At 73.7% G+C, this 25,649-nt stretch carries 21 protein-coding genes, 1 tRNA gene, 1 other RNA gene and 1 pseudogene; 10 read left to right on the forward strand and 14 right to left on the reverse strand.

Annotated features, from left to right (window positions below; all coding sequences use genetic code 11):
- The first annotated feature begins 103 nt into the window (after positions 1–103).
- Positions 104–1,609 (forward strand): AlkA N-terminal domain-containing protein, encoded by a 1,506-nt coding sequence (locus ACYVJ0_RS03165; RefSeq protein WP_460815941.1) that lies wholly within the window; start codon positions 104–106, stop codon positions 1,607–1,609.
- Complete coding sequence (locus tag ACYVJ0_RS03170; RefSeq protein WP_460815943.1) at positions 1,602–2,096, forward strand: methylated-DNA--[protein]-cysteine S-methyltransferase; 495 nt, start codon at positions 1,602–1,604, stop codon at positions 2,094–2,096. The genes ACYVJ0_RS03165 and ACYVJ0_RS03170 overlap by 8 nt, the downstream gene beginning before the upstream one ends.
- 16 nt (positions 2,097–2,112) lie before the next feature.
- Here ACYVJ0_RS03170 and ACYVJ0_RS03175 read toward each other — a convergent pair whose 3' ends face one another.
- The gene (locus ACYVJ0_RS03175; protein WP_460815991.1) at positions 2,113–3,882 is read right to left on the reverse strand and encodes a gamma-glutamyltransferase family protein; all 1,770 of its coding nucleotides are present in this window, start codon (positions 3,880–3,882) and stop codon (positions 2,113–2,115) included.
- A 274-nt stretch (positions 3,883–4,156) separates the two neighbouring features.
- On the opposite strand from ACYVJ0_RS03175, the gene ACYVJ0_RS03180 reads away from it, so the two are divergent.
- Both ACYVJ0_RS03180 and ACYVJ0_RS03185 read left to right on the forward strand, forming a co-directional pair.
- Entirely contained in the window at positions 4,157–6,061 is a 1,905-nt protein-coding gene (locus ACYVJ0_RS03180) for an ABC transporter ATP-binding protein (RefSeq protein WP_460815944.1), read from the forward strand.
- A complete protein-coding gene (locus ACYVJ0_RS03185) occupies positions 6,058–7,872 on the forward strand; it encodes an ABC transporter ATP-binding protein (RefSeq protein WP_460815946.1) in 1,815 nt (604 codons plus the stop codon). Before ACYVJ0_RS03180 ends, ACYVJ0_RS03185 begins: the two co-directional genes overlap by 4 nt.
- A gap of 119 nt (positions 7,873–7,991) precedes the next feature.
- Here the strand turns inward: ACYVJ0_RS03185 and ACYVJ0_RS03190 are convergent, their stop codons facing one another.
- The 5 genes and pseudogenes from ACYVJ0_RS03190 to ACYVJ0_RS03210 all read right to left on the reverse strand — a co-directional run bounded on the left by ACYVJ0_RS03190 (position 7,992) and on the right by ACYVJ0_RS03210 (position 12,500).
- On the reverse strand, positions 7,992–8,444 hold the full coding sequence (locus tag ACYVJ0_RS03190; protein WP_460815948.1) for a GNAT family N-acetyltransferase: 453 nt from the start codon (positions 8,442–8,444) through the stop codon (positions 7,992–7,994).
- 53 nt (positions 8,445–8,497) lie between these two features.
- Positions 8,498–9,958, reverse strand: coding sequence for a L,D-transpeptidase family protein (locus ACYVJ0_RS03195; RefSeq protein WP_460815949.1), 1,461 nt, complete (start codon positions 9,956–9,958; stop codon positions 8,498–8,500).
- Between the two features lie 163 nt (positions 9,959–10,121).
- Positions 10,122–10,640: pseudogene (locus ACYVJ0_RS03200) on the reverse strand (glucosamine-6-phosphate deaminase); the annotation flags it as partial.
- Positions 10,641–10,753: 113 nt separating this feature from the next.
- A complete protein-coding gene (locus ACYVJ0_RS03205) occupies positions 10,754–12,115 on the reverse strand; it encodes an FAD-binding oxidoreductase (protein WP_460815950.1) in 1,362 nt (453 codons plus the stop codon).
- Between the two features lie 10 nt (positions 12,116–12,125).
- The gene (locus ACYVJ0_RS03210; protein WP_460815952.1) at positions 12,126–12,500 is read right to left on the reverse strand and encodes a YrdB family protein; all 375 of its coding nucleotides are present in this window, start codon (positions 12,498–12,500) and stop codon (positions 12,126–12,128) included.
- Positions 12,501–12,586: 86 nt separating this feature from the next.
- On the opposite strand from ACYVJ0_RS03210, the gene ACYVJ0_RS03215 reads away from it, so the two are divergent.
- Positions 12,587–13,075, forward strand: coding sequence for a hypothetical protein (locus ACYVJ0_RS03215; RefSeq protein ID WP_460815954.1), 489 nt, complete (start codon positions 12,587–12,589; stop codon positions 13,073–13,075).
- A 34-nt stretch (positions 13,076–13,109) separates the two neighbouring features.
- Here the strand turns inward: ACYVJ0_RS03215 and ACYVJ0_RS03220 are convergent, their stop codons facing one another.
- Entirely contained in the window at positions 13,110–13,406 is a 297-nt protein-coding gene (locus ACYVJ0_RS03220; protein ID WP_460815956.1) for a hypothetical protein, read from the reverse strand.
- 293 nt (positions 13,407–13,699) lie between these two features.
- Here ACYVJ0_RS03220 and ACYVJ0_RS03225 point away from each other — a divergent pair, with 293 nt between their 5' ends.
- Together ACYVJ0_RS03225 and ACYVJ0_RS03230 are read left to right on the forward strand one after the other, a co-directional pair.
- A complete protein-coding gene (locus tag ACYVJ0_RS03225) occupies positions 13,700–14,008 on the forward strand; it encodes a hypothetical protein (RefSeq protein ID WP_460815958.1) in 309 nt (102 codons plus the stop codon).
- Positions 14,009–14,116: 108 nt separating this feature from the next.
- Complete coding sequence (locus ACYVJ0_RS03230; RefSeq protein ID WP_460815960.1) at positions 14,117–16,195, forward strand: intein-containing Rv2578c family radical SAM protein; 2,079 nt, start codon at positions 14,117–14,119, stop codon at positions 16,193–16,195.
- Between the two features lie 121 nt (positions 16,196–16,316).
- Here ACYVJ0_RS03230 and ACYVJ0_RS03235 read toward each other — a convergent pair.
- The 4 genes from ACYVJ0_RS03235 to ACYVJ0_RS03250 form a co-directional block, all read right to left on the reverse strand.
- Positions 16,317–16,401 (reverse strand) — tRNA-Ser (locus ACYVJ0_RS03235).
- Between the two features lie 29 nt (positions 16,402–16,430).
- Entirely contained in the window at positions 16,431–18,743 is a 2,313-nt protein-coding gene (locus ACYVJ0_RS03240) for a transglutaminase family protein (protein WP_460815961.1), read from the reverse strand.
- A complete protein-coding gene (locus ACYVJ0_RS03245) occupies positions 18,730–19,923 on the reverse strand; it encodes a DUF58 domain-containing protein (protein ID WP_460815963.1) in 1,194 nt (397 codons plus the stop codon). Before ACYVJ0_RS03245 ends, ACYVJ0_RS03240 begins: the two co-directional genes overlap by 14 nt.
- Before the next feature lie 60 nt (positions 19,924–19,983).
- The gene (locus ACYVJ0_RS03250; protein ID WP_460815964.1) at positions 19,984–20,991 is read right to left on the reverse strand and encodes an AAA family ATPase; all 1,008 of its coding nucleotides are present in this window, start codon (positions 20,989–20,991) and stop codon (positions 19,984–19,986) included.
- A 150-nt stretch (positions 20,992–21,141) separates the two neighbouring features.
- Between ACYVJ0_RS03250 and ffs the strand changes: the two genes are divergently transcribed.
- Positions 21,142–21,238: signal recognition particle sRNA small type (ffs, locus tag ACYVJ0_RS03255), an RNA gene on the forward strand.
- A 21-nt stretch (positions 21,239–21,259) separates the two neighbouring features.
- Here ffs and ACYVJ0_RS03260 read toward each other — a convergent pair.
- Complete coding sequence (locus ACYVJ0_RS03260; protein WP_460815966.1) at positions 21,260–22,057, reverse strand: LLM class flavin-dependent oxidoreductase; 798 nt, start codon at positions 22,055–22,057, stop codon at positions 21,260–21,262.
- Between the two features lie 49 nt (positions 22,058–22,106).
- Here ACYVJ0_RS03260 and ACYVJ0_RS03265 point away from each other — a divergent pair, with 49 nt between their 5' ends.
- On the forward strand, positions 22,107–22,418 hold the full coding sequence (locus ACYVJ0_RS03265) for a TfoX/Sxy family protein (protein ID WP_449854891.1): 312 nt from the start codon (positions 22,107–22,109) through the stop codon (positions 22,416–22,418).
- Between the two features lie 19 nt (positions 22,419–22,437).
- On the opposite strand, the gene ACYVJ0_RS03270 is transcribed toward ACYVJ0_RS03265, so the two are convergent.
- Complete coding sequence (locus tag ACYVJ0_RS03270; protein WP_460815967.1) at positions 22,438–23,040, reverse strand: DedA family protein; 603 nt, start codon at positions 23,038–23,040, stop codon at positions 22,438–22,440.
- Positions 23,041–23,102: 62 nt separating this feature from the next.
- A complete protein-coding gene (locus tag ACYVJ0_RS03275; protein WP_449854893.1) occupies positions 23,103–23,405 on the reverse strand; it encodes a hypothetical protein in 303 nt (100 codons plus the stop codon).
- A 119-nt stretch (positions 23,406–23,524) separates the two neighbouring features.
- Here ACYVJ0_RS03275 and pta point away from each other — a divergent pair, with 119 nt between their 5' ends.
- On the forward strand, positions 23,525–25,648 hold the full coding sequence (pta, locus tag ACYVJ0_RS03280) for a phosphate acetyltransferase (protein WP_460815969.1): 2,124 nt from the start codon (positions 23,525–23,527) through the stop codon (positions 25,646–25,648).
- The last annotated feature ends 1 nt before the right edge of the window (position 25,649 follow it).

The following is a 25,649-nucleotide window of genomic DNA, read 5'->3' on the forward strand; positions in this document are numbered from 1 at the left end:
AGCGGCGGAGCCGCGGAGATGAAGCGACCACCGCAGCCCGGGCTCCGGCGGCCGTGGCCGATTTCCGCTAGGGGCGGTTCAGTGGGCGTGACAGGCTGGGGGCATGGCACTGGCGATGACCTTCGATGAGCGGTACCGCGCGATCGACGCGCGCGACGCGCGCTTCGACGGCCAGTTCGTCACCGCGGTGCGCTCCACCGGCATCTACTGCCGCCCGAGCTGCCCCGCGCGCACCCCGAAGCCGGGCAACGTCACGTTCTACCCGACGAGCGCCGCCGCGCACGAGGCGGGCTACCGGGCGTGCAAGCGCTGCCTGCCCGAGGCCGCGCCCGGGTCGCCCGAGTGGAACCTGCGCGGCGACGTCGCCGCCCGCGCCATGCGGCTCATCGCCGACGGCGTCGTGGAGCGCGAGGGCGTCGCGGGGCTCGCGGCGCGGCTGGGCTACTCGAGCCGCCACCTCTCGCGGCTGCTGACCGCCGAGCTCGGCGCGGGCCCGCTCGCCCTGGCCCGCGCCCACCGCGCCCACACCGCGCGGCTGCTGCTCGTGGGCACCGACCTGTCGGCCACCGCTGTGGCGTTCTCGGCCGGATTCGCGAGCGTGCGGCAGTTCAACGACACGATCCGCGAGGTGTTCGCGATGACGCCGCTCGAGCTGCGCGCCCGCCGCCGCGGACCGGCGGCCGCGGGCATCGACCTCGCCCTGCCGCTGCGCGAGCCGTTCGATGCCGCGGGGCTGTTCGCGTGGATGCGCGTGCGCGCGCTGCCCGGCATGGAGGAGGCCGACGAGGCGTCCTTCGCCAGGGCCGTGCGCCTGCCCGGCGGCGCCGCCTGGTTCCGGCTGCGCATGGACGGGCCGCGGCTGCGGCTGCACGCCCGGCTGCAGCACCCGGGCGATCTCGCCGCGCTCGTGGCGCGCGTGCGGCGGCTGTTCGACCTCGACGCCGACCCGCAGGCCGTGGACGCCGCGCTCGCCGCGCATCCCGAGCTGGCCGCGCACGTCGCGGCCGTCCCGGGCATCCGGCTGCCCGGCGTCGCGGACCCGCACGAGCTGCTCATCCGCGCCATGATCGGCCAGCAGATCTCCGTTGCCGCCGCGCGCACTCACCTCACGCGGCTCGTCGACGCGCTGGGGGAGCGCGTGGAGCTCGGGGGCGAGACGCGCCTGCTGTTCCCGTCGATGGCGGCGATCGCCGAGCGCGGGCACGAGGTGCTGCGCGGTCCGGCGGCCCGCATCCGCGCGATCACGGGGGCCGCCGCGGCGCTGGCCTCGGGCGACCTGCGGGTGGGCGCCGCCGACGACGCGGCCGAGCAGCGGGCGGCGCTGCTCGCTCTGCCGGGCGTCGGGCCCTGGACGGCGGACTACGTGCGGATGCGCGTCACGGGCGACCCCGACGTGCTGCTGCCCGGCGACGTCGCCCTCCGCGCCGGGGCGGCCGCCGCGGGCCTTCCCGCCGATCCCGCCGGGCTCGTCGCGTGGGGATCGCGTGCCGCGCCCTGGCGCTCGTACCTGTCCATGCACCTGTGGCGTCTCGCCGCCGCCGCGAGCCCCGTCGCCGCGGCGCGGGCGACGCCCGATCCCGCCCTCCCGAAGGAGCCCGCCCATGCCTGACGCCCTGCTCGAGACGATCGAGACGCCCGACGGCCCGTTCACCATCGTCGCCGATGCCGACGGCGCGATCCTCGCCTCCGGATGGACGCCGGATGCCACGGCCGTCCTGGATCGGATCCACGCGGCGCTGCGACCGGCGACGGTGCGCGATGCCGAGACCGCGGCGGGCGACGCCGTGCGCGCGTACTACGACGGCGACCTGGCCGCGATCGACGAGGTCGCCGTGCGCCAGCGCGGCACCGCCCTGCAGGGACGGGGGTGGGACGCGCTGCGGCGGGTCCGGCCGGGTGAGCCGCTGAGCTACACGGCCTTCGCAACCGCCCTCGGCTCGCCGACCGCCGTGCGCGCCGCCGCCTCGATCTGCGCGCGCAACGCACCGGCGCTGTTCGTGCCGTGCCACCGGGTGCTGCGCGGCGACGGCTCCCTCGGCGGCTTCGCGTGGGGCCTGGAGGTGAAGCGCCGCCTGCTCGCCCGCGAGGCCGCCTGACGCCCGAGGGAACCCACTACCTCCCCACGGCGTAGCCGTAGCCGCCGCGCGGATTGGCGGCCGCGCCCAGCAGGCCCGTGGCCGGGTCGCGCGTGACGGCGGAGAGCCGGCCCTGGGTCCAGGGGCCCGTGACGGTCACGCGGTGCCCGCGGGCCTCGAGCGCGGCGATCGCCTCGGCGCCCAGGCGCTCCTCCACCACGGCGCCCGCCGGCTCCCACGTGCGCGGCCAGAACGATCCGTGGAACGACGTCGAGTGGATCGCGGGGGCGTCGATCGCCTGCTGCGGCGTGTACCCGCCCACGATCGTGCGCAGCAGATACAGCAGCTGCCACTGATCCTGCTGGTCGCCGCCCGGCGAGCCGAGCGCGGTCACGGCCGCGCCGTCGCGCAGCACGAGCGTGGGCGTGAGGGTGGTGCGCGGGCGTGCGCCGGGGCGCAACGTGGACGGCAGGCCCTCCTCGAGCCACGTCATCTGCAGGCGTGTGCCCAGGCAGAAGCCGAGGCCGGGGATCGTGGGCGACGACTGCAGCCAGCCGCCGGACGGCGTGGCCGAGACGATGTTGCCCCAGCGGTCGACGACGTCGATGTGGCACGTGTCGCCGCGCGTCTCGCCCGTGGGCGACACGTGCGGCTCGCCCGCGCGATCCTGCGCCATGGTCGGCTCGCCGAACGCGCCCTCCGCGCGCCCGGTGGGCGGCGTGTACGTCTCGCGCAGCGGCGGGATCGCCGGGGCCTCGTCGAGTCCGGGCCGCACCTCGCCCGAGGCGGCCTCGCCGATGAGCGCGCGGCGCTCGGCGGCGTACTCGGCCGACAGCAGCGTCCGCAGCCGCTCGGCCTCGATGCCGTCCCCGAAGTGCGCGTCGCGGTCGGCGAAGGCGAGCTTGGTCGCCTCGAGGATCGTGTGCGCCCCGTCCGGGTTCGAGGGGTCGAGCAGCTCGTCGTCGAGCGGCTCCAGGATGTTCAGGATCTGCAGCAGCGCCGGCCCCTGCGTCCACGGCCCGGCCTTCGCGATCGTGTGCCCGCGGAACGACCCGGTCACGGCCTCCTCGTACGAGGCCGAGAACGCCGCCATGTCGTCGGCGGTGAGCACGCCCGCGTGGTCGGTGCCGGGGGAGTGGCGGTGCGGCGTGCGCACGAACTCGTCGATCGCCCGGGCGACGAAGCCCTCCCTCCACTCGCGCCGGACCGCGTCGATCCGCTCCTCGCGGGTCGCGGCGCCCGCGCCCGCCGCCACGAGGCGCTCGAGTACGCCGGCCCACGCCGGGTTGCGCACGATCGCCCCCGCCGCGGGCACCTCGCCGTCGGGCAGCCACAGCTCGGCCGACGAGGGCCAGTGCTCGCGGAACAGGCCCTCGACGGTGGCGATCGCCGCCGCCGCGCCCTTGGCGAGCGGGTGCCCGTCGCGCGCGTAGTCGATGGCGAAGGCCAGCACGTCGGCCGCCTCCCACGTGCCGTGGTCGCGCAGCAGGAGCAGCCACGCATCGACCGCGCCGGGCACGGCGGCGGCCAGCGCGCCGGCTCCCGGCACCAGCTCCAGGCCCTCGGAGAGGAAGTGCTCGCGCGTGGCGCCCGCGGGCGCGGGGCCCTGCCCCATGAGCACGACGGGGTGGCCGGGCTCTTCCCCGGTCGCGAACATCGCCACGAGGTCGCCGCCGGGGCCGTTCAGGTGGGGCTCGACCACGTGCAGCACGAAGGCGCCGGCCACCGCGGCGTCGAAGGCGTTGCCGCCGCGCTCCAGCACCGCCATCGCGGCCGAGCTGGCGAGGTAGTGCGTCGACCCCACCATCCCGAAGCTCCCCGCCAGATCCGGGCGGGTGGTGAACGGCGACGGCGCGGTATAGGTCACTTCGGCTCCCTTCGGTCGCGGCGTGCGACACATGGATCCACCCTACGGTCGGCCCGGCGGCCCCGATCCCGGTCCCGTTCGGCGGCGCGGTGGCCGAGTGTTGCAGTCGCCGATCGCGAGGTCATAGTCTGAAGGGCTGTCGCAATCGCGACCCGGGTGCCGCCCTTCACGGGCGGCCCGTCTCGCGCCCCCGGCGCCTCTCACCTCGAGGATCATGTCTTCCACGCCTTCCCCCGAGCGCATCTCCACGCCGCGCGCCCTGGCGCGCCTGCTCACCTTCGCCAAGCCGGTGCTGCCGCGTCTGGGCCTCGGCGCGCTCAGCGCGCTGGGCGCCGCGGTCGCCGCCCTGATGATCCCGCTCGTGCTGGAGTGGGTCGTGGGCGGCCCGATCGCCTCGGGCGAGGTGAGCGCCATCGTGTTCGGCGCATCGCTCGTGCTGGGGCTCGGCCTCACCGAGGCCGCGCTCGTCTACCTGCGGCGCTGGCTCGTGCTCGGGCCGGCCACCTCCGTGGAGTTCTCCATGCGGCGCTCGTTCTACGACCGGCTGCAGCGCCTGCCGGTGGAGTTCCACGACCGCTGGCAGGGCGGGCAGCTGCTCAGCCGCATGATGCAGGATCTCGGACTCATCCGCCGTTGGATGGCGTTCGGGCTCATCATGCTCGTGGTCAACCTGCTGACGATCGTCATCGGCTACGTCCTGCTGTTCCAGTGGCACTGGATGCTCGGCGCGGTGTTCATCGTGACCGCGATCCCCATGTGGATCCAGGGGTTCCTCTTCGAGCGCACGTACGGATCGCTGTCGCGGCAGAGCCAGGACCAGCAGGGCGACCTCGCCACGAGCGTCGAGGAGAGCGTGCACGGCATCCGCGTGCTGAAGGCGTTCGGCCGCGGCGCGCACGCGCTGCGCAGCTTCACGCGGCAGGCCGAGAGCCTGCGCCAGACCGAGATGCGCAAGGCGCGCTCGATCGGCGTGATCGACTTCTGGCTCGTGCTCATGCCGGAGCTGTCGTTCGCCGCGAGCCTGCTCATCGGCATCTGGCTGGCCGCCGACGGGCAGGTCACGGTGCCGCAGCTCGTGGCGTTCTTCGCGATGGCCGCCACGCTGCGCTGGCCGCTCGAGTCGATCGGGTTCCTCTTCTCGTTCCTGCTCGATGCGCGCACCGCCACCGATCGCATCTTCGAGGTGTTCGACGCCCGCAACACGATCACCGATCCCGAGCAGCCGAAGACCATCGAGCGGGCACGCGGCGCCCTCGCGTTCGAGGGCGTGCACTTCCGGTACCAGGACGCCGGCGACGCCGAGCGCGACCTGCTGGACGGCATCGACCTGGCCCTCGAGCCCGGCGAGACGATGGCGCTCGTGGGGCTCACCGGTTCGGGCAAGACCACGCTCACGACGCTGCCGACCCGGCTCTACGACGTCACCGGCGGTCGCGTGACGCTCGACGGCGTCGACGTGCGCGAGCTGCGCCTCGCGGAGCTGCGCACCCACATCGCCACGGCGTTCGAAGACGCCACGCTCTTCTCGGCCACGGTGCGCGAGAACGTGCTGCTCGGCCGCGACGACCTCGACCCGGCCTCACCCGAGGCGGATGCCGTGCTGCGCGAGGCGCTGCAGGTGGCGCAGGCGTCGTTCGTCGACGACCTGCCCGAGGGCGTCGAGACGCAGATCGGCGAGGAGGGCCTCAGCCTCTCGGGCGGTCAGCGCCAGCGCCTCGCCCTGGCCCGCGCCGTCGCCGCCCGCCCCGCCGTGCTCGTGATGGACGATCCGCTGTCGGCGCTCGACGTCGAGACCGAGGAGCGCGTCCAGTCCGGGCTGCGTACCGTGCTCGACACGACGACGGCCCTCATCGTGGCGCACCGGCCCTCCACCGTCGCGCTCGCGGACCGCGTGGCGCTGCTCGAGGGCGGGCGCATCACGGCCGTCGGCACGCACTCCGAGCTGATGGCGCGCAGCGCGCACTACCGCTCCGTCATCTCGAGCTTCGAGCGCGAGGAGCGGGAGGAGCGGGAGCTCATGATGTCGCCCAACCCCACCTCGGAGCTCGACCTCATGGCCGTGCAGGAGGCGCTGTCCGAGCGAGAAGCCGGCGTGCCGGAGAAGGGAACCGAGCGATGAGCGCCACCGTGCACGGCGTCGGCGGCGAGGACCGCACCGACTACACCCGCGAGGAGTCCCGCGCCATCCGCCGCCGCTCGCTGCGGCTGCTGGGCTCGCTGCTCGCGCCGCTGAAGTGGCGCGTCGTCGGCGTCGCCGTCGTCGTGATCGCGCAGACGGCGCTGCGCGTGCTGGGCCCGGCGCTGCTGGGGCTCGGCGTGAGCACGGCACTGCCGGCCGTCACCGGCGAGGGCGACTGGACCGCGGCCTGGGCGATCGTCGGGCTGTATGTCGTCACGGCGGTCGCGGGCGCCGCGTTGCTCATGTGGTACGACGTGCTGACCGCGCGGGTGACGCAGAACGTGCTGCTCGACCTGCGCACGCGCATGTTCCGGCACACGCAGCTGCTCAGCCTGGAGTTCCACGAGACGTACACGTCGGGCCGGATCATCTCGCGGCAGACGAGCGATCTCGACACCATCCGCGAGCTGCTGGGAGGGGGCCTCACCGACCTCATCAACGGCGTGCTGTTCGGGCTGTTCACCTTCATCGCGCTGGCCGTCTTCGACTGGCAGTCCGGGATCATCCTGCTGATCGCGGGGATCCCGCTCGCGTTCCTGATGCGCTGGTTCTACCGGCGCTCGCAGGAGGCCTACCGGTACTCGCGCGTGGCCAGCGCCAAGCTCATCGTCAAGTTCGTCGAGACGATGACGGGCATCCGCGCCGGCAAGGCGTTCCGCGCCGAGGACCGCAACGAGGGGGAGTTCGGACGCCTGGCGGGCGACTACCGCGACGTGAACATGCGCTCGATCCGCCTGTTCGGCACGTTCGAGCCGGGCCTCATGGCCATCTCGGCCTTCGCCATCGCGCTCGTGGTGCTGTGGGGCGGGGTGCGCATCACGTGGGACCAGTTCAGCGTCGGAGCGCTGCTGACAGTCGTGCTCTACACGCGCAACTTCTTCCTGCCGCTGCAGGGCGTGGCGATGTTCCTGAACTCGTTCCAGTCGGCCGCGGCGGCGCTCGAGAAGGTGTCGGGCGTGCTCGAGGTGGAGCCGACCGTGCCCGATCCCGAGAACCCGCGCGCCCTCGAGCGCGCGCGGGGGCACCTGCTGCTCGACGACGTGACGTTCGCGTACGCGAACGGCCGCACGGTCCTGCCCGAGTTCACCCTCGACATCCCCGCCGGGCAGACCGTCGCGCTCGTCGGCACGACGGGCGCGGGCAAGTCGACGCTGGCGAAGCTCGTCTCGCGCTTCTACGACCCCAGCGCGGGGCGCATCACCCTCGACGGCATCGACCTGCGCGAGCTGGATCAGCGCGACCTGCGCCGCGCGATCGTCATGGTCACGCAGGAGGCGTACCTGTTCAGCGGCACGGTCGCCGACAACATCGCGCTCGGGCGGCCGGAGGCCTCGCTCGACGAGATCGTCGCGGCGGCCGAGGCGGTGGGAGCCGACGCGTTCATCCGCTCCCTGCCCGACGGCTACCACACGGACGTCAACAAGCGCGGCGGGCGCGTGTCGGCGGGGCAGCGTCAGCTCATCTCCTTCGCGCGCGCATTCCTCGCCGATCCGGCGGTGCTGATCCTCGATGAGGCGACCGCCTCGCTCGACATCCCGTCGGAGCGGATGATCCAGGACGCGCTGCAGACGCTGCTCGCCGACCGCACGGCCATCATCATCGCGCACCGGCTGTCGACCGTCGCGATCGCCGACCGCGTGCTCGTCATGGAGCACGGCCGGATCATCGAGGACGACACCCCGGACGACCTCATCGCGGGCACGGGCAAGTTCGCCCAGCTCCACGCGGCCTGGAAGCAGTCCCTGGTCTAGAACGGCGACGGAGTCTCGTGGGGGGAGGGGGATACGAGACCCCGCCGCCGGCTGGTGCCAGGGCGCGCGTCAGCGAGCGACCTGAAGCGGGATGGTGCGGAGAGGGGCGTCCGTGAGGCTCAGAAGCGGATCTCCGCGACCACCTCACCGTACTCGGTCTCGCCGACGGGGGAGAATCCGACACGGTGGAAGAAGGCCTCCGGCCCGCCCTCACCGGGCTCGTAGATCACGTTGATGTGGCTGAGGCCCCGGGAGCGCGCCTCGTCGATGAGCGACTCGACCGCGAAGCGGCCGATGCCGCGCCCCTGGTCGTCCGCGTCGACGTTGATGCGCCACAGCACCGAGTCGAAGTGGTCGACGGGCGCGTCGGGGTCGAAGTTGGCGCTGATGAAGCCCACGACCTCGTCGCCGTCGAGCACGACGCGCTGCCATGTCGTCCGCGGATCGAGCACCGTGGCGGCGATCCCGTACGAGACCGGCGCGAGGAACTGCTCCTGGCCCGGTCGCAGCGACAGGTTGTTGACCGCCACGATGGTCGCGGCGGAGAGCTCTTCGAGACGCAGGTCCGACATAACGACAGGCTAGGGCACGAACGACGGCCGCGGGTCGATGAGTTCGCTGGAAGTCAGTTCTGGACGGTGACCGGGGTGCCGACCTGCGCGAAGCGGTACATGTGCTCGGCGGCCGCGACCGTCATGTTGACGCAGCCGTGGCTCATGCGGGCGCCCGGCCCGAAGTTGCTGTGCCAGTACGTGCCGTGGAAGCCCTGGTCTCCGTTGTAGTAGGTGACCCACGGCACGTTGCCGGTGCAGTAGTCGAAGCGCCCGCCCGGCACGAAGTTGCCCTGGCTGTCGCACGATCCCATGTGCTGGATCGTGAGCTGCGCGTAGACGGAGTAGGTGCCGGTCTGCGTCTCGTAGGGTCCGCCCGTGCCGAGGGCGATGGGATAGGACGCCACGAGCTGGTCGTTCTCGTACAGGTAGGTCATGCCGTCGCTCTTGTCGACGAGGACGCGGCGGAACAGCTCCTGCGTCTGGAACGGCACGACCTCGCCCTGCAGCTCGAACGAGAGGTCGCCCTGCTCGAGCGAGGCGGCGATCTGCTCGGGCAGCCCGTCGGTGCTCGCGATCCCGAAGCCGTCCTGTCCCTCCTGGATCACGCGGAGGGCCTCGCCGGCGCCGTCGGTGACGACCTTCGCGTCGACGACGTCGCGGTTGACGCGGGCGGGGAGGTCGGCGATGGCCGCCTCGATCGCCGCCGTGTCGGCCTTGAGGACGAAGCCGCCGGTCTCCGGGTCGGCGTCGGGGACCACCCAGCTCGCGATCGTCGCCAGCGGGAGCTCCTCGGCGCGCGTCTCCTCGAGGTAGAAGCCCGCCGTCGCCGCCTGCTCGTTGAGCGATCCGGCGAACTCCTCGGCCGCCTCGGTCGTGACGGGCGCCGGCACCTCGGCGGCCTCGACCGAGACGGCGATCTGCTCGTCGCCGGAGGCGAGGGCGGCGGTGAGGTCCTCGGCGAGCGCGTCGAGGTCGGGGCCGGTGCCCGGCTCGGCGGGCACGGCGACGAAGGCCGCGCCGTCGAAGCTCACCTGCGCGTTGACCGGATCGGCGAACATCTCGGGCGCGACGCCCCTGAGGGCGTCGGCCGCGGCGTCGGCGTCGATCACGACGGCCGCGTCGGTCGGCTCGGGGTTCCAGGCGCCGACGTTCCACAGCGGGTGGTCGGCGAACGCCTGCTCGGCGGAGGCCTTCGCGTCGATCGAGGCGCCGACCTCGGCGCCGGTGAGCGTGACGCCCTCGACGGTGATCTCGGCGTCGGACACGCGCTTGGCGATGGCGTCGGCGGCCATGCCCACCGTGTGGAAGCCCACGGGGGCGCCGGCCACGACCACGCCGGGCGCGATGAGGATCGCGGCGGCGAACGCGGCGGCCGCGACGAGCAGACCGGCCGGGATGCCGATGCCGAGCCAGAGGCCCTTGCGGCTGCGGCGTGTCTGGGAATCGGTCGCGTCGTCCGAGACGCCGTCGATCGGCTGCTCGGCGTCGAGCGGCTGCTCGCTGTCGATCGGCTTGGTCGCCAGGTCGGTCATGTGTCCCCCTCGTGGTCCGCCGCCGCGCGTGGCGCGCGGAAGTGCACCGGTGGATCCATGGTAGGGCGGCATGTCTGCGCGACGGCAGGGGAAGGGATCACGAAATCGCGTCGATCCGGGCGTTCGGGCGCCCCGTACCCCGGACTGCCCGGGGGTCCGGTGGTCAGATGTGCTGCCACTCCGGCTTGTGGGCGTACGTGTAGCGGTAGTAGTCCGCGTGCCGCAGGCGGGAGGCGGCGGCCTCGTCGATCACGACGGTGGCGCGCGGGTGCAGCTGGATGGTCGAACCGGGCAGCGATGCCGTCAGCGGCCCCTCCACCGCCCCGGCGACGGCCTCCGCCTTGCCCTCGCCGAAGGCGAGCAGCACGAGCTGGCGTGCCTCGAGGATGGTGCCGAGCCCCTGCGTGATGCAGTGCGTCGGCACGTCGTCGATCGTGTCGAAGAAGCGCGCGTTGTCTTCGCGGGTCTGCTGCGTGAGCGTCTTCACGCGCGTGCGCGAGGCGAAGGACGATCCGGGCTCGTTGAACCCGATGTGCCCGTCGGTGCCGATGCCGAGCAGCTGCAGCTCGATTCCGCCCGCCGCCGCGATCGCCGCCTCGTATCGCTCCCCGGCGGTCTCGATGCCCTCGAGGGCGCCGCTGGGCACCTGCACGAGGGCGGGGTCGAGGCCCAGGGGCTCGACGCCAGCCGGCCTGAAGCGACCAGAGCATCTCTCTCGATGACGGCTGCGGTGGTCGCTTCATCTCCGCGTCCTTCGGCCGCTGAAGTTCAGCAACCGATCGGTGCGACGGAGAACTACCGCGTGAAGACCTTCCCGGGGTTGAGGATGCCCTGGGGGTCGAAGACGCGGGCGATCCCGCGCTGCAGCTCCCACTGATCCTCGCCCAGCTCGTCGGCCAGCCAGCGGGACTTCAGCACGCCGATGCCGTGCTCGCCCGTGAGGGTGCCGCCCAGGCGCAGCGCGGCGCGGAAGAGCTCGTCGGCCGCCCGCCAGATGAGGTCGGGCACCTGCGCGCCGGCGAAGACGAAGTTGGGGTGCAGGTTGCCGTCGCCCGCGTGCGCGACGGTGGGGATCGTGATGCCGTAGGCGCGCTCGATCCGCCCGATCTCCTCGAACATCTCGGGCAGGCGGCTGCGCGGCACGCAGACGTCCTCGATGAGGGTCGTGCCCATCGCGGCGAGCGAGGGGTGGAACGCGCGGCGGATCGCGAGCAGGCGCTCGCCCTCCGCGCGGTCGTGCGTGACGGCCACCGTGCCCCCGGCGCCGCGCAGCACCTCGGCGATCGCGTCGGCCTCGGCGCGCGCGGCCGGACCGTCGGTCTGCACGGTGAGCTGCGAGGCCCCGGGTGTGGGGCGCGGCAGGCCGAGGTGGGCGTGGATCGCCTCGAGCGAGGCGGCGTCGAGCAGCTCCATGATCGCCGGCTGGATGCCCGCCGACGTGACGGCCGACGAGCCCGCGGCGGCGGAGCGCACGTCCGGGAACGTCGCCGCGACCGTGCACACATCGCCGGGGACGAGGCGGCGCAGCTTGAGCGTCGCGCGGACGATGACGCCGAGCGTGCCCTCCGAGCCGATCAGCAGCGACGTGAGGTCGAGCCCGGTCACGCCCTTCACGCTGCGGTGGCCCATCGAGACGAGCCGGCCGTCGGCGAGGACGACGTCGAGCCCCAGCACCGCGTCGCGCACGACGCCGTACTTGGCGCACAGCAGACCGCCGGCGCCCGTGGCGATGTTGCCGCCGACCGTCGCGATGTCGCGGCTGGCCGGGTCGGGCGCCCACCACAGGCCGTGCTCGGCGAGCGCGGCGTTCAGCTCGGCGTTGAGGACGCCCGGCTCGACCACGGCGAGCAGGTCGTCGGGGCGCACCTCGACGATGCGCGTCATGTTCCGCACCGAGAGCGCGATCTCGCCCGCTCCGGCGTTCGCGGCGCCGGCCAGCCCCGTGCGGGCGCCCTGCGTCACGACGGGCGTGCCGGTCGCGGACGCGATCCGCAGCGTCGCCTGCACGTCCTCCGTCGAGGTGGCGTGGACGACGGCGAGCGGGCGGTCGGGAGCGGCGTGACCGGACCGGTCGGCCCTGGCCGCCTCGAGCGACGCCTCGGTCGTGTCGACCCGATCGCCCAGCTCGGCGCGCAGCAGCGCGACGACGTCGCTCATGCCCCCTCGCTCATGCGAGCGCGCGGCGACCGTGCAGCAGGCCGATCACCACGGCGATCACGCCGAAGCCGAGGCCGACCCAGCCGAGCCCCAGATCCCACATCGCCATGGTCGCCGAGACGAAGACGAGCAGCTCCACGAGCGCGCGCACGAACGGGTGCACCGCGAACACCGCCCTGGGCGAGACGAACAGCGCCCAGGCGAGGATCGCGAGGGCCGGGGCGAGCAGCCCGAAGAGGATGTTCCAGGCGACCGGCCACGCCAGGAGGCCCCATACGAGCAGGATCGCGAACGCGGCGAGCTCGGAGAGCAGGCGGAGCACGTCGAGCGCGGTGATGCGCGCAGCGGTGGCGCCGCCGCCGGGGGGCGAAGCAGGGGCGGACATGCGCTCCAGTCTACGTGGCGCGCTTCCGGGCGATCCGCGGTACTCCGCGCCAGCCGCCGCCCAGGCCCCATCGCTACGCTGGAGGGGTGACGCGATCTCCCGAACCGGCCGACTCCACCCGCAAGAAGGAGGGCCGCGCGACGCGCTACGCCTCGCTCGAGGAGGCGTTCCAGAGGCACGGCACGCCCGCCGCGAACCGTGAACTGATCCGGCGCATCGTCGACGGCATCGACGCCGCCGGCTTCGTCGGCTACTCGACCCACTTCCGCATCGAGCGGCGCGGCGGCTCGCCCGCGCTCGAGGTGCACCCCGGCTACACCAATGGCTTCCGCACCGAGCAGGAGATCGTGCGCCGCCTCGGCGACGACGTCGAGCGCTGGCCGAGCCGCCGCTTCCACGGTGCGTGGGGCGTGACGCACCCGGTCGCCGCCCCGGCGCCGGCCGCGAAGCCGGCGCGAGCGCCGCGCGCCGCGTCGCCGCGTGCCGCATCGGCACCCGAGGAGCCGCCGACGGTGTGCCCGACGTGCTTCATGGTGCTGCCCATGAGCGGCGTCTGCCAGAACTGCGACGCCTGATCGGCGCCCGCTGATCCGGACCCGCTGATCCGGGTCAGTTCTGCTCGACTCCGGGATCGGTGACGTCCACGTCGTCGGACTCCACCCGGGCGACGAGGTCGTCCATGGTCGGCGGATCAACCTCGATGCCGGCGTCCGACAGGCGGCGCTCGAGCGTGCTGCGCACGTCGCCGTGCAGCGTGTCGATCAGCATGTCGGCTCGCGTCTGGGCGACGATGCCGCCGATCCGCTCGTCGTCGTTCGTGTCGTGCGTGTCCTCGAGGGGCGCGTCCTGCGTGCCGTGGCCGCCCGGGCCGCGCTCCTCGTCCGCGCCCTCACCAGCCATCGGCATGCTCGTCCTCCTCGAATTCGTCCATCATCGCCTGCAACAGGGGATCGTCCAGCGGGGCGACGGGCGGAACCGTTCCGTTCGACATGCGGGCACTCCTCTCGTCCCCTCGGCGGACTCGCGCTCGCGCCGAGGTGCCGCCAGCTTCGGCGACCGTCTCATGATCGCCCGGTATCCCGGTCGGCACACGGGGCTTGACATCGCCGCGGGGCGACGCCCCGCACCCGGCGCGCGAGTATCCGGCGGCCGAGAGGGTGTCAACCCCCTGGAACCGCCGGCGCGGCCGGGCGACAGTGATGTCGGAGGTCGACATGGATACGGTTCATCAGCTGGATCTCGTTCCGCTCGGCGAGGATGCCTGGCGGCTCTGCGACCGCAGCGTCGATTCGTGCGACGCGACGAGCGTCGTGGCGTACGTGGAGCGACGGGATGACGGCTACGAGGTGGTGTGGGTCTCGACGCATCGGGGCGTCGAGCGGTTCACGACGATGGGGGACGCGCTGGAGCGCGCGGCGGAGGTGCTCTCCGCGGTGACGCCGCCGGGAGCGACGCGTCCGATCCCCATCCCGCATTTCGCACCGCGACCGGCAGCGCTCGCGGGGTGACAGGCGGGGGCGGCGGCCCGGGGTGCTCGACGGAGCGCGTCCCGGGCCGCCGGTCTGTGCGCACGATGCCTGCTTGACATCCGGTAGTACGGATGTTCGACTGGAGGCATGAGGTGGAGCGGGCAGCAGGTGAACGGATCTGCGGATCCGGCGCTCATCGGCCTGCAGGGCCTCGTCCGCTCCGTGCGCACGCCGGAGTTCGCGGGCATCACGTTCCACGAGGTCGCCGCGAAGTCGGCCCTCAACCGCGTGCCCGCGCAGAGCCCGATGCCGTTCTCGTGGACCGTGAACCCCTATCGGGGCTGCTCACATGCCTGTCTCTACTGCGTGCACCCGGACACCCTCGTGCTGATGGCCGACGGCCGCCAGCGAGCCATCCGCGAACTGCGCGTCGGCGACGAGATCGTCGGAACGCGCGTCGACGGCGCCTATCGGCGGTACGTGAAGACGGAAGTCCACGCCAAGTGGGCGAGCCGGAAGCGCGCGTACCGAATTGTGCTCGCCGATGGCACGGAGCTCATCGCCAGCGGTGATCACCGCTTCCTCACCGATCGCGGATGGAAGCACGTCATCGGCGCGACGAGCGGCGGCGAGCGGCGTCCTCACCTCACGATCCGCAACGCACTGCAGGGCTTCGGCCTCGGCGGTGCGGCGACAGCGGAGGGTCGCTGGACGTCGGCGGCGTTCCGGCGGGGGTATCTGACGGGGATGATCCGTGGCGATGGGATGATCTTCCACGGGCGGTACCGATACCCGCATCGCACGACGGAGCAGCATGCTTTCCGCCTCGCGCTGGCCGACACCGAGGCGCTCGACCGAACGAGGGAGTTCCTCGCTGCCGAGGGGATCGAGACGCGGACGCGTCCGTTCACCTCGGCCTCCGCACGTCCGATGCTCGCTCTTCACACGGGAAAGCGCGCGGACGTCGCCGCGCTCGAGGGCCTCATCCAGATGCCCGAGGGTCCCGATCATGACTGGCACGCGGGATTCCTCTCGGGGATCTTCGATGCGGAGGGAAGCTGCTCCGGCGGGATCCTGCGAATCAGCAACAAGGACGAGGGCATCCTCTCGGCCATGGTCGCCGCCTGCGACGCGCTCGGCATCCGATCGGTGAGGGAGCCGGTGGCGGCGAACGGCGTCAGCGTCATCCGTGTGGTGGGGGGCCTGCCGGCGCGTCGGAGATTCTTCGAGGCGACCCGGCCGGCGATCACCCGCAAGCTGGCGATTGCAGGCGATGCGGTGAAGACCGTGGCGGACCTCCGAATCGTGGCGGTCGAGGACCTCGGCGTGGAGATGGAGATGGTCGACATCACCACGGGGACCGGCGACTTCATCGCGAACGGCGTCATCAGCCACAACTGCTTCGCCCGCCGCACGCACACGTACCTCGAGCTGGATGCCGGGGCCGACTTCGACAGCCAGGTCGTCGTGAAGGTGAACGCGGCCGAGGTGCTGTCGGCCGAGGTGTCGCGCCGGTCGTGGAAGCGCGAGCTCGTGGCGCTCGGCACGAACACCGATCCGTATCAGCGCGCCGAGGGCCGCTACGCGCTCATGCCGGGGATCATCGCCGCGCTCGCCGAGAGCGGCACGCCCCTGTCGATCCTCACGAAGGGCACGCTGCTGCGGCGCGACCTGCCGCTGCTCGCGCGGGCCGCCGAGCAGGTGCCCGTCGACCTGGCGATGTCGATCGCGATCTTCGACGACGAGCTGCAGAAGGCCGTCGAACCGGGCACCCCGACGGCGGCGGCGCGGCTCGCCACCGTGCGCGCGGCGGCGGACCTCGGCTTCCGCGTCACCGTGTTCGTGATGCCGATCCTGCCCTGGCTCACCGACTCCGTCGAGCACCTCGACGATGCGCTGGCGCAGATCGCCGCCTCCGGTGCGCACCGGGTGGTGTTCGGGGCCCTGCACCTGCGCCCGGGAGCGCGCGAGTGGTTCTTCCAATGGCTCGCGCGGGAGCATCCGAGGCTCGTCCCCGTGTACCGGCGCCTGTACGGCGGGTCGTCGTACGCGTCGAAGGAGTACCGCACGTGGCTCGCGCGCCGCGTGCGCCCGCTCATCCGGCGCCACGGACTCGACGCCCGCGAGGACGACGACGCGCCGGACGCCTGGCGCGGCGCGCGCATGGTCGCGGCGCCGGCCACATCGCTGGGCCTGCCCGCCGAGACCGCGCCGACGCTGTTCTGAAGCCGTTCAGCGGAGGATAGGGGACCCCGTCGCGCGGCTGACGCCGCGCTCCTCCTCGAATCGCTCTGCCCAATGAACGAGATACGGGTGCGTCCTGGCGGACGCACCCGTATCTCGTTCGCGGAGGATAGGGGATTCGAACCCCTGAGGGCTTGCACCCAACACGCTTTCCAAGCGTGCGCCATAGGCCACTAGGCGAATCCTCCAGCGGCCCCCGAAAGGGCCTCGGAACATCCTACCCGGCGCCGCCGGGGCGGCCGAACCGCCCGAGCTCGAGCAGCCGGGGCGGGCTCAGCAGCGATCTGGGCGCGACGAGGGCGGCCGCGCGGGCGAGCGGCGACGGAAGGATCGCGCGGCGGACGGCGCGCAGCGGCGCGGACAGATCAGGCGTGGAGCGCGCTCCCGGCGGGCCGTAGCTGGCGGCCTCGATGCCGTCGACGAGGGGATCCAGCACCTCGGTCGAGAGCCCGGGGGCGGCGGCCACCCGCGCCGCCAGGGCGCGCGGGCTGTCGTGCGCGTGCACCTCCTCGCCGGCGTCGACGAGGGTGTCGGTGAGCTCGCGCCAGGCGGCGGGCGCGTCGCCCCGCGCGGCGGCGCGCAGCCGGCGTCCGCGGAGCACCGCGCGCGCCAGCCCCGGCACCGCGAGCAGCGCCGCGATGCCCGCCGCCCAGCCGACCGGGACGAGCCAGCCCCAGTCGTAGGCGGTCGATCCGTCGCCCGATCCGCCCGGCACATCCTCCGGCGGCAGCGACGGCGCGGCGCTCGTCGTGGGCGTCGGCAGGGCCGGCGCGACCGGCGTCGGCTGCGCGCCGGCGCCGTCGCCGGCGATGGCCTCGGGCAGGAACGACGTCGCATCCCCCAGCCCCGGCGTCGGCTCGAACGGCACCCAGCCGATACCGCGGAAGTACACCTCGGGCCAGGCGTGCAGCTGCGAGGCGCGCACCGTGTACACCGCCTCCTGCCCCAGCCACTCGCCGCCGCGCACGCCGGGGAGGTAGCCGACGACGACCCGCGAGGGCATGCCGAGCGTGCGTGCCATCACGGCGAACGTCGACGCGAAGTGCACGCAGTAGCCCTCCTGCCGATCCAGGAACGAGGCCATCGCGTCGAGGTCCGAGCCGTCGAAGCCGTCGTCCACGGGGGCGTCGAGCGAGTACGCGAACTCGCCGCCGCGGAACCAGCTCTGCAGCGCCACCAGCCGGTCGTAGTCGTTCTCCTCGCCGGCGACGACGCCGGCCGCGGCATCGGCGATGCGACCGAGCAGCGGGCTGCGGGGCAGCGAGAGCGTGTCTCCCGCGAGCCCCTCGAGGCCGGGGGAGGGGATCGTCGCCGTCGTCGCCTGCGCCGCCTCCCGCGTCGGACGCGGCACGACCGCGGCCGCGGTGTACGTCTCGCCCGCGGCCTCGCCGCCCGTCACGGTGCCGTTGGCATCCGCGAGCCGCCAGTCCCGCGAGACCCCGTCGAGCGCCGCGAGCGGATAGGGGACCGGCAGCAGCGGCCCCTCGAGGTTCAGCACCTCGATGTCGAGCGAGACGAGCTCCGAGCCCTCCGGCGCCTCGGCGTCGAGCGCGGCGGGCATCGCGTCGCCGACCGGCAGGGTCGCGCCCTCGTCGGGCTCCCATCCGGCCCCGCTGAACGACGACAGCGTCGCGACGCGGAGGTACGGCGCCGCCTCGCCCTCGTTCAGGACGTAGCGCAGCACGTCGGCGTCGCCGACGCGGCGCAGGTCGTCGCCCAGATCGAGGGACGCGTCGATGCGGGTGGGGGCACCGGGGCCGCGCAGCGAGCCGGTCGGCTGCGGCAGCAGCGGTGTGACGACGAGCGCCGCCACCACGGCGAAGGCGGCGAGCGCGGCGCCTTGCACGGGGCGGGCGTCGCCCGGCGAGCGGCGGCGCCGATCGACGTACAGCAGCAGCAGCGCGGCGCCGAGGAGGATGAGGATCTGCGGCATGCCCGTGCCGATGCCGGTGATCGCGGGCGGCAGGATCCACACGGCGACGGCGGCCGCGATCGCCGCCACGGGCAGCCGCACGGCGACCGCGAGCACGTCGAGCACGAGCGCGAGCAGTCCCGCCGCGGCGATGAGGACGAAGATCAGCGGGGCGCCGGGATCCACCGGGGCCGCGCTCTCGGTGAGCTGCGTCGTCGCCGCCGACAGCAGCGGCGGCATGTCGGTGAGCAGCCTCGGCGTCGGCACGACACCCAGCAGCGACGACGGACCGGGGAGCCTCCCCACCGCCGCGAAGAGGGTGTGGATCCCGGTCGTCGCGGCGATCCACGCCACCGCCTGGATCAGCGGGGCGAAGCGCGCCACGGGGCGAGCCGCGCGCGTGAGGGCACCCGCGGCCCACACGGCGAGCATGCACACGAGCGCACCGGTGAGCCAGGCCGGCAGGATGACCCCGGACAGCGGCAGCATCGCGGCCACGGCGAGCAGCAGGGATGCCAGGGATGCCGCCAGGCCACGGTCCCGCCGCGGGCGCGCCGTCGGCGGGGTCCGCGGCGCCGCGGGCGCGGGCGCGGCCGCGAGCAGCTCATCGATCGACACGGTCGCCTCCCGGTGCCGCCGAGAGGCGGTCGAAGGCCGCCGCCCAGGAGGCGGTCACGTCGTCTCCGAGGCGCGCGGCCGCCCAGCCGCCGTCGCGCAGGCGATCGAGGGCGTCGCGCTGCGGCGTCGGCGTGAGCAGCACGGGAAGCGACGAGTGACGGCCGAGGGCGTCGAGGTCGGCGGCCAGGCGATCGTCGGTCGACCCGCACACGACGACGAGCGGACCCGTCGAGGCCGGCAGCGCGAATCCGGCGCCGTGGCCGTCCCCGCCCGCGTCCGCGCGATCGGGCATCACGGTCGCGAAGGCGCGCTCCAGCGACTCGAGCACCGATCCGTCGGGAGCGGCGAGATCCGCGAGTGGCCGGCCGGCATGGTCCGTCACACGCACCGCGAACCCGTCGGTCACGAGGCGCCACGCGGCCGAGACGCAGGCCGTCACCGCCGCCTCGAACCCGGCGTCCTCACCCGAGCGCGCCTCGGCGGGCCAGCGCGGCGCCGCGAGGTCGAGCACGACGGTGGCCGACGGCACGGTCTGCTCCTCCTCGTCGCGCACCATGAACGATCCGCGGTGTGCGGAGGCGCGCCAGTGGATCCGCCGCATGGAGTCGCCGGGGGCGTAGGGGCGCGGAATGAGGTTGTCGCTGCCGCGACCGCGACGCTCCTCGGACGCGCCGCCGTCGCCGGCATCGCCGTGCGAGCGCGGCAGCGGCTCGAGCCAGCGCGCGCGGGGCACGACGAGCACGGGCGTGGGCTCGCCCAGCGACGCCGTGCGCCGCCACAGCCCGAACGGGTCGGTGGCCTCGAGCTCGAGCGGGCCGACGGGGTGCCGCCCGCGGCGCACCCCGGTCACCGCGTACGCGACGCGCGTCTGCGGGCCCTCGCCGCGCGGGAGCGAGCCCGAGGCGTCGCCGGTCAGTCCGGGCGGCAGGACGTCGCGCCACCGCCCGCGCGGCGCGCGTTGCGGCGGCTCCACGGAGACCCCCAGCTCGATCGTCGTCTCCGATCCGACCTCGACGGAGTCCTCGGACAGGCGCCTCGCGACCTGCACGCCGGGGCGCGCGTTCCTCGCGGCGAACCAGCACGCGGCCAGCAGCGACAGCAGCGCGACGCCGACGTACTGTGCCTCCGACGCCCCGAGGATCGAGGCGAGCGGCAGGCACGCGATCCCGACCGCCAGCACCGCCCACCCGCGCGGGGTCAGCGGCGACCCCGCCCGAGCCCCCCGACGTGTCGCCAAGGCTCAGCCCGCCACGGGCACCGGCACGGTCGCGGCGATCCGGTCGAGGATCGCCGGCACGGAGTCGGCCGCGCGGCGCGACTGCGTCGCGGAGCGCGCGGGGATGAGGCGGTGCGCCAGCACCGGGTTCAGCAGCTCCGTCACGTCGTCCGGCAGCACGTAGCCGCGGCCCTCGAGCGCGGCATTGACCTTCGCCGCGCGCACGAGCTGCAGCGTGGCGCGCGGGCTCGCGCCGAGGCGCAGCTCGGGGTGCGCGCGCGTGGCCTGGGCGAGGGCGACGGCGTAGTCCTCGATGGCGGGCGCGACGTGCACGGACCGCGCCCACGCGATGAGCGAGCGCACCTGGTCCGTCGTGACGACGGGGCGCAGCTCGTCGAGCGGATTGGCGGCGTCGCGCTGGCGCAGCATGAGCGCCTCGGCACGCGCATCCGGGTACCCCATCGAGATGCGCATCATGAAGCGGTCGCGCTGCGCCTCGGGGAGCGCGTACGTGCCCTCCATCTCGAGGGGGTTCTGGGTCGCGACGACGAGGAACGGATCGGGCAGCCCGTGCGTGGCCCCGTCGACCGTCACCTGGCGCTCCTCCATCGCCTCGAGGAGCGCCGACTGCGTCTTCGGGGACGAGCGGTTGATCTCGTCCGCGATGACGATGTTCGCGAACACCGCGCCGGCCTTGAACTCGAACTCGCGCACGACCGGATCGAACACCGACACGCCCGTGACGTCGCTCGGCAGCAGGTCGGGGGTGAACTGCACGCGGCGCACGTCCGCGGCGATCGACGCCGCCAGCGACCGCGCGAGCATCGTCTTGCCGACGCCCGGGACGTCCTCGATCAGCAGGTGGCCCTCGGCCAGCAGCACGATGAGCGCGGCGCGCACGGCCTCGGGCTTGCCGTCGATGACGCGCTCGATGGAGGCCGCGATGAGGTCGGTCGCCTGGCGGAACGCGGCGGCGCCGTCGCCGCCGACCGGGCCGGGGGCCGCGGGGCGGACGGTCGTGGACTCGGACATGCGTCCTCCCTCACGGGTCGGGAGTCTTTCGGATGACGGGCGTCGCTGTGGGCCACAGCCTAGTGTCCGCGAGGCGCGCGATGGTCGTTCCCCGGGGACCTCACGGCGGCCGCTCCGGATCCGCGGCGCCGCACGTCGGGTAGACTTGTCGGCAGCTCTCCGCGTGACGGCATCCAGGCCAACTCCCCCAGGACGGAAACGTAGCAAGGGTAACCGGGCTCTGCCGGGTGCGCGGAGAGTCTTTACTTTTCCGCCGCGGACGAAGGCGTCAGCGCGGCAGGGACTCCAGTAGGACGCGCGGGTCGGGGGCGTCGGCCGGTGCCTGGATCGCGATCGCATCCGCCCCCGCGTCCGCCAGCTCGCCGATCCGGTCGGCGATCCGCTGCTCCAGCGCGCCGCCGCGGGGATCGATCTCCGCGAACGCGCGCACCACCGGCCGCCCCGGTCGTCCCGCCGCGGCCCAGCCCTCCTCGACCACGGCGCGCGCGGCGCGCACGGCCGCGGCGTCGTTGGCCGCGTCGAGCAGCACGCTGTCGCCGAGCTCGCCGGCCAACCGCAGCGTCTTCGGCCGCGTCGCCCCGACGGCGATCTCCGGCGCCGCTTCGGGCGGCCAGCCGAGCGCGACGTCGGCGAGCGACACGTACCGCCCGTCGACGTCGACCGTCTGGCCCTCGAGCAGCGCGCGCACCGCCGTGACGTACTCGCGCAGCAGCGTGAGCGGCGAGGCCACGCGGGCGCCGACCTGCCCCATCCAGTCGAGCACGCCGTGCCCGAACCCCGCGACGAGCCGGCCGGGCGCGAGGCGCTCGAGCGTGGCGATCTCCATGGCGGCCAGAGCGGGATTGCGCAGCGGCACGGGCAGCAGGCCGATGCCCACCCGCACGCGGTCCGTCGAGACGAGCGCGGCGGTGGCGGCCGTCAGCCCGCCCTCGAGGAAGCAGTCCTCCCACAGCCACAGCTCCGCGACGTCGGCCTCATCCGCCGTCCGCGCGATCGCGCGCAGCTGCTCGGGCGGCGACTGCGGACGGAACACGACGCCGACGACCGGGGGCGCTGTCTCTGTCATGGCCTCATCGTGCCATCCGCCGCTGACACCGCGTGGGTACCATCGCCCCATGGCCTACAACGCCGAGCTCGCCGATCGGGTGCGCGCCCTCATCGAGGCCGCGGGAGACGTGGACGAGAAGCGCATGATGGGCTCGCTCGCGTTCATGGTGAACGGGCGGATGGCCGTGGGCGTCTCGGGCGACGAGGTCTTCTTTCCCGTCGGCGGCGGCGAGGCGCTGGAGGCGGCCCTGCAGCAGGGCGCGCATCGACTCCACCTGCGCAGCGGGCGCCAGGTGCCCTTCGCGGCGCTCACAGACCCCGACGACGACACCCTCGCCGACTGGATCGCCGAGGCCGTCGAGCGCGCGACGAACGGCTGAGGCCGCTCGCCCGCTGAGGTCAGCGGCCGCCGGCGCGGGGCGCGACGCGCGCGATGAGCGCGTCGGTGACCCAGCCCAGCAGCAGGGCCGCGGCGATCGAGACGATGACGGCGGTGATGGTGCCGCCGGGCAGCAGCGTGGCGATGGTCGCGCCGACGAGCGCCTGGTACGCGGCCCAGAGCGTGGCGGAGATCGCCGCGACGGGCAGGTAGCGCGTGGCGCGGATGCCCGTGGCGCCGGCGGTGAGGTTGACGACGAGGCGGGCGAACGGGATGAAGCGCACGGTGAACACGGCCATGGCCACGTGGCTGCGCAGGCGCGTCTTCGCCCACTCGTGCGCGCTCTGGAAGCGCGGGTGGTTCGCGAAGAACCGCCGGCGCTCGGGGTGCAGCAGTCGGCCGATCAGGTAGCAGCAGGCGTCGCCGCAGAACGCGGCCAGCGCGGCGACGGCGATGACGGCGCACAGGGGCGGCACGCCGCTGCCGGCCGAGATCGACCCGAGCACCGTCACGGCGATCTCGCCCGGGATCACGACGAGGAACGAGTCGGCGAAGACCAGCGCGAACAGCACGGCCAGCGCCCACGGATCGGCGGCGATCCCCGCCAGCCACGCATCGGTCACGCGCTCACTCTTCCGCCGTCAGGTGAACGGCAGGGATACGGCGGCTTCCGGCCGGCTGGGAGTCACTCGCGCCGCAGGCGCCGCGCCGACGCGTCCTGCTGCGCGAGGCGGCGCAGGGCGAGCAGCAGCGGCTCGGTGAGGATGGTCCCGAGCACGGCGTATCGCACGGCCGCCGCCCGCTCGCCGGGCAGCCGGGGCTCGCCGGAGCGCCGGCCGCGGGTCGTGAGCGTCAGCGATCCCCAGCCCCGCTTGTCCTCGGTCGTCCACAGGCCGCGGCCGGGTCCGCGGCGCGCGATCGCGCGATGCACGCGCCACGCCGTCGTCACGAACCAGCGCGGCGGCACGAACGGCGTCCTCTCGCCCATGGCGATCCTCTCGTCGGATGTGCGATCAGGATCCCACCGAGGGCGGACGCGACGCACGGGGGAGAACCCGACTCGCGCGGCCGTATCCCGCCCCGCCGGTCGCGCATAGGGTGGAAGACGTGGCGAGGAGCATCTACATCACGTCGGCGGAGGGGCACGCGGGCAAGTCGACGGTGGCGCTCGGAACGCTCGACGCGCTCAGCCGCGTCGCGCCCCGCGTGGGCGTCTTCCGCACCATCGCGCGGTCCACGCGCGAGCGCGACTACGTGCTCGAGATGCTGCTCGACCACGACGGCGTGGACCTCGACTACGACGAGTGCGTCGGCGTGACGTACGAGGACGTGCGCAGCGATCCGGATCGGGCGCTCGCCACGATCGTCGCCCGGTTCCGCGCCGTCGAGGACAAGTGCGACGCGGTGGTGGTGCTCGGCAGCGACTACACCGACGTGGGCACGCCCGCCGAGCTCGGGTACAACGCCCGCATCGCCGCGAACCTCGGCACGCCCGTGCTGCTCGTGCTGAGCGGGCGCCAGTCGCACGGAACGCCCGAGAGTCTGGGCTTCACGGAGGCGCGCGCGCCGGAGCGGATCGGCGACGACGCCGCGGTCGCGCTCGGGGAGCTCGCGAACGGCAACGCCGAGCTCGCGGCGACGATCGTGAACCGCGCCGACGGCGAGCGCGCCGAGCAGATCGTCGCCGCCGTGCGGCAGCACACGCCCGACACCCCCGTGTGGGCCATCCCGGAGGACCGGCTGCTCGTCGCCCCGACGATGGGCGATGTGCTGCGCGCGGTCGACGGGGAGCTCGTGAAGGGCGACGAGGCGCTGCTCAGCCGCGAGGCGCTCGGCGTGGTGGTCGCCGCCATGTCGATGACGAACATGCTGCCGCGCCTCACCGAGGGCGCCGTCGTGATCATCCCGGCGGACCGCACCGACGCGCTGCTGGCCGCGCTCACCGCGAACAACTCGGCGAACTTCCCCTCGCTGGCGGGCATCGTGCTGAACGGCCCGTTCGAGATCCCCGACGCCATGCAGCACCTCGTCGAGGGACTCGGCTCGGCGATCCCCATCATCCGCTGCCAGGGCGACACCTACTCCACGGCCGTGCGCATCATGCACACGCGCGGGCGCCTCGCCGCCTCGTCGGCGCAGCGCTACAACCGCGCGCTGTCGCTGTTCGAGCGCAACGTCGACACCGCCGAGCTGACGCACGTGCTGGGCGTGGCGCGCACCGACGTCGTGACGCCGCTGATGTTCGAGTACGACCTGCTCGAGCGCGCCCGCGCCGACATCAAGCACATCGTGCTGCCCGAGGGCGACGACGACCGCATCCTGCGCGCCGCGGCCGTGCTGCTCGAGCGCGGCGTGGCGAAGCTGACGATCCTCGGCGAGCCGTTCGAGGTGCGGGCACGGGCGATCGAGCTCGGCCTCGACATCTCGGCCGCCGAGGTGCTGAGCCCGTTCGATCCGGTCTTCGTCGACAAGTTCGCCACCGAGTACGCGCGGCTGCGCGCGCACAAGGGGATGACGTACGAGCGCGCCGCCGACACCGTCACGGACGTGTCCTACTTCGGCACGATGATGGTGCACCTCGGCTACGCCGACGGCATGGTCTCGGGAGCCGCGCACACGACCGCGCACACGATCCGCCCGTCGTTCGAGATCATCAAGACCAAGCCGGGCGTCTCGGTCGTCTCCAGCGTCTTCCTCATGGCGCTCGCCGACCGCGTGCTCGTCTACGGCGACTGCGCCGTGATCCCGGACCCCACGAGCGAGCAGCTCGCCGACATCGCCGTGTCGTCGGCCGCGACGGCGCGCCAGTTCGGCATCGAGCCGCGCGTGGCGATGCTGTCGTACTCGACGGGCGAGTCCGGATCGGGCGCCGACGTCGACAAGGTGCGCGCCGCCACGCGGCTGGCGCGCGAGCGGGCGCCGGAGCTGCCGATCGAGGGGCCGATCCAGTACGACGCCGCGAGCGACGCGGCCGTCGCGAAGGCCAAGCTGCCCGAGTCGACGGTGGCCGGCCGGGCGACGGTGTTCATCTTCCCCGACCTCAACACGGGCAACAACACGTACAAGGCCGTGCAGCGCGCCGCCGGGGCCGTGGCGATCGGGCCCGTGCTGCAGGGGCTCAACAAGCCCGTGAACGACCTCTCGCGGGGCGCGCTCGTGGGCGACATCGTCAACACGGTCGCCCTCACCGCGGTGCAGGCGCAGGCGGCCTCTGCCGAGGGCGGGAGCTGAC

The sequence above is a fragment of the Microbacterium petrolearium genome, assembly GCF_054782875.1.

Excerpts from the sequence above, each read along its gene's own strand:
- ACYVJ0_RS03165 (WP_460815941.1), top strand. The coding sequence starts at position 104 with ATGGCACTGGCGATGACCTTCGATGAGCGGTACCGCGCGATCGACGCG.
- ACYVJ0_RS03170 (WP_460815943.1), top strand. The coding sequence starts at position 1,602 with ATGCCTGACGCCCTGCTCGAGACGATCGAGACGCCCGACGGCCCGTTC.
- ACYVJ0_RS03175 (WP_460815991.1), bottom strand. The coding sequence starts at position 3,882 with ATGGTGGGGTCGACGCACTACCTCGCCAGCTCGGCCGCGATGGCGGTG.
- ACYVJ0_RS03180 (WP_460815944.1), top strand. The coding sequence starts at position 4,157 with ATGTCTTCCACGCCTTCCCCCGAGCGCATCTCCACGCCGCGCGCCCTG.
- ACYVJ0_RS03185 (WP_460815946.1), top strand. The coding sequence starts at position 6,058 with ATGAGCGCCACCGTGCACGGCGTCGGCGGCGAGGACCGCACCGACTAC.
- ACYVJ0_RS03190 (WP_460815948.1), bottom strand. The coding sequence starts at position 8,444 with ATGTCGGACCTGCGTCTCGAAGAGCTCTCCGCCGCGACCATCGTGGCG.
- ACYVJ0_RS03195 (WP_460815949.1), bottom strand. The coding sequence starts at position 9,958 with ATGACCGACCTGGCGACCAAGCCGATCGACAGCGAGCAGCCGCTCGAC.
- ACYVJ0_RS03205 (WP_460815950.1), bottom strand. The coding sequence starts at position 12,115 with ATGAGCGACGTCGTCGCGCTGCTGCGCGCCGAGCTGGGCGATCGGGTC.
- ACYVJ0_RS03210 (WP_460815952.1), bottom strand. The coding sequence starts at position 12,500 with ATGTCCGCCCCTGCTTCGCCCCCCGGCGGCGGCGCCACCGCTGCGCGC.
- ACYVJ0_RS03220 (WP_460815956.1), bottom strand. The coding sequence starts at position 13,406 with ATGCCGATGGCTGGTGAGGGCGCGGACGAGGAGCGCGGCCCGGGCGGC.
- ACYVJ0_RS03225 (WP_460815958.1), top strand. The coding sequence starts at position 13,700 with ATGTCGGAGGTCGACATGGATACGGTTCATCAGCTGGATCTCGTTCCG.
- ACYVJ0_RS03230 (WP_460815960.1), top strand. The coding sequence starts at position 14,117 with ATGAGGTGGAGCGGGCAGCAGGTGAACGGATCTGCGGATCCGGCGCTC.
- ACYVJ0_RS03250 (WP_460815964.1), bottom strand. The coding sequence starts at position 20,991 with ATGTCCGAGTCCACGACCGTCCGCCCCGCGGCCCCCGGCCCGGTCGGC.
- ACYVJ0_RS03260 (WP_460815966.1), bottom strand. The coding sequence starts at position 22,057 with ATGACAGAGACAGCGCCCCCGGTCGTCGGCGTCGTGTTCCGTCCGCAG.
- ACYVJ0_RS03265 (WP_449854891.1), top strand. The coding sequence starts at position 22,107 with ATGGCCTACAACGCCGAGCTCGCCGATCGGGTGCGCGCCCTCATCGAG.
- ACYVJ0_RS03275 (WP_449854893.1), bottom strand. The coding sequence starts at position 23,405 with ATGGGCGAGAGGACGCCGTTCGTGCCGCCGCGCTGGTTCGTGACGACG.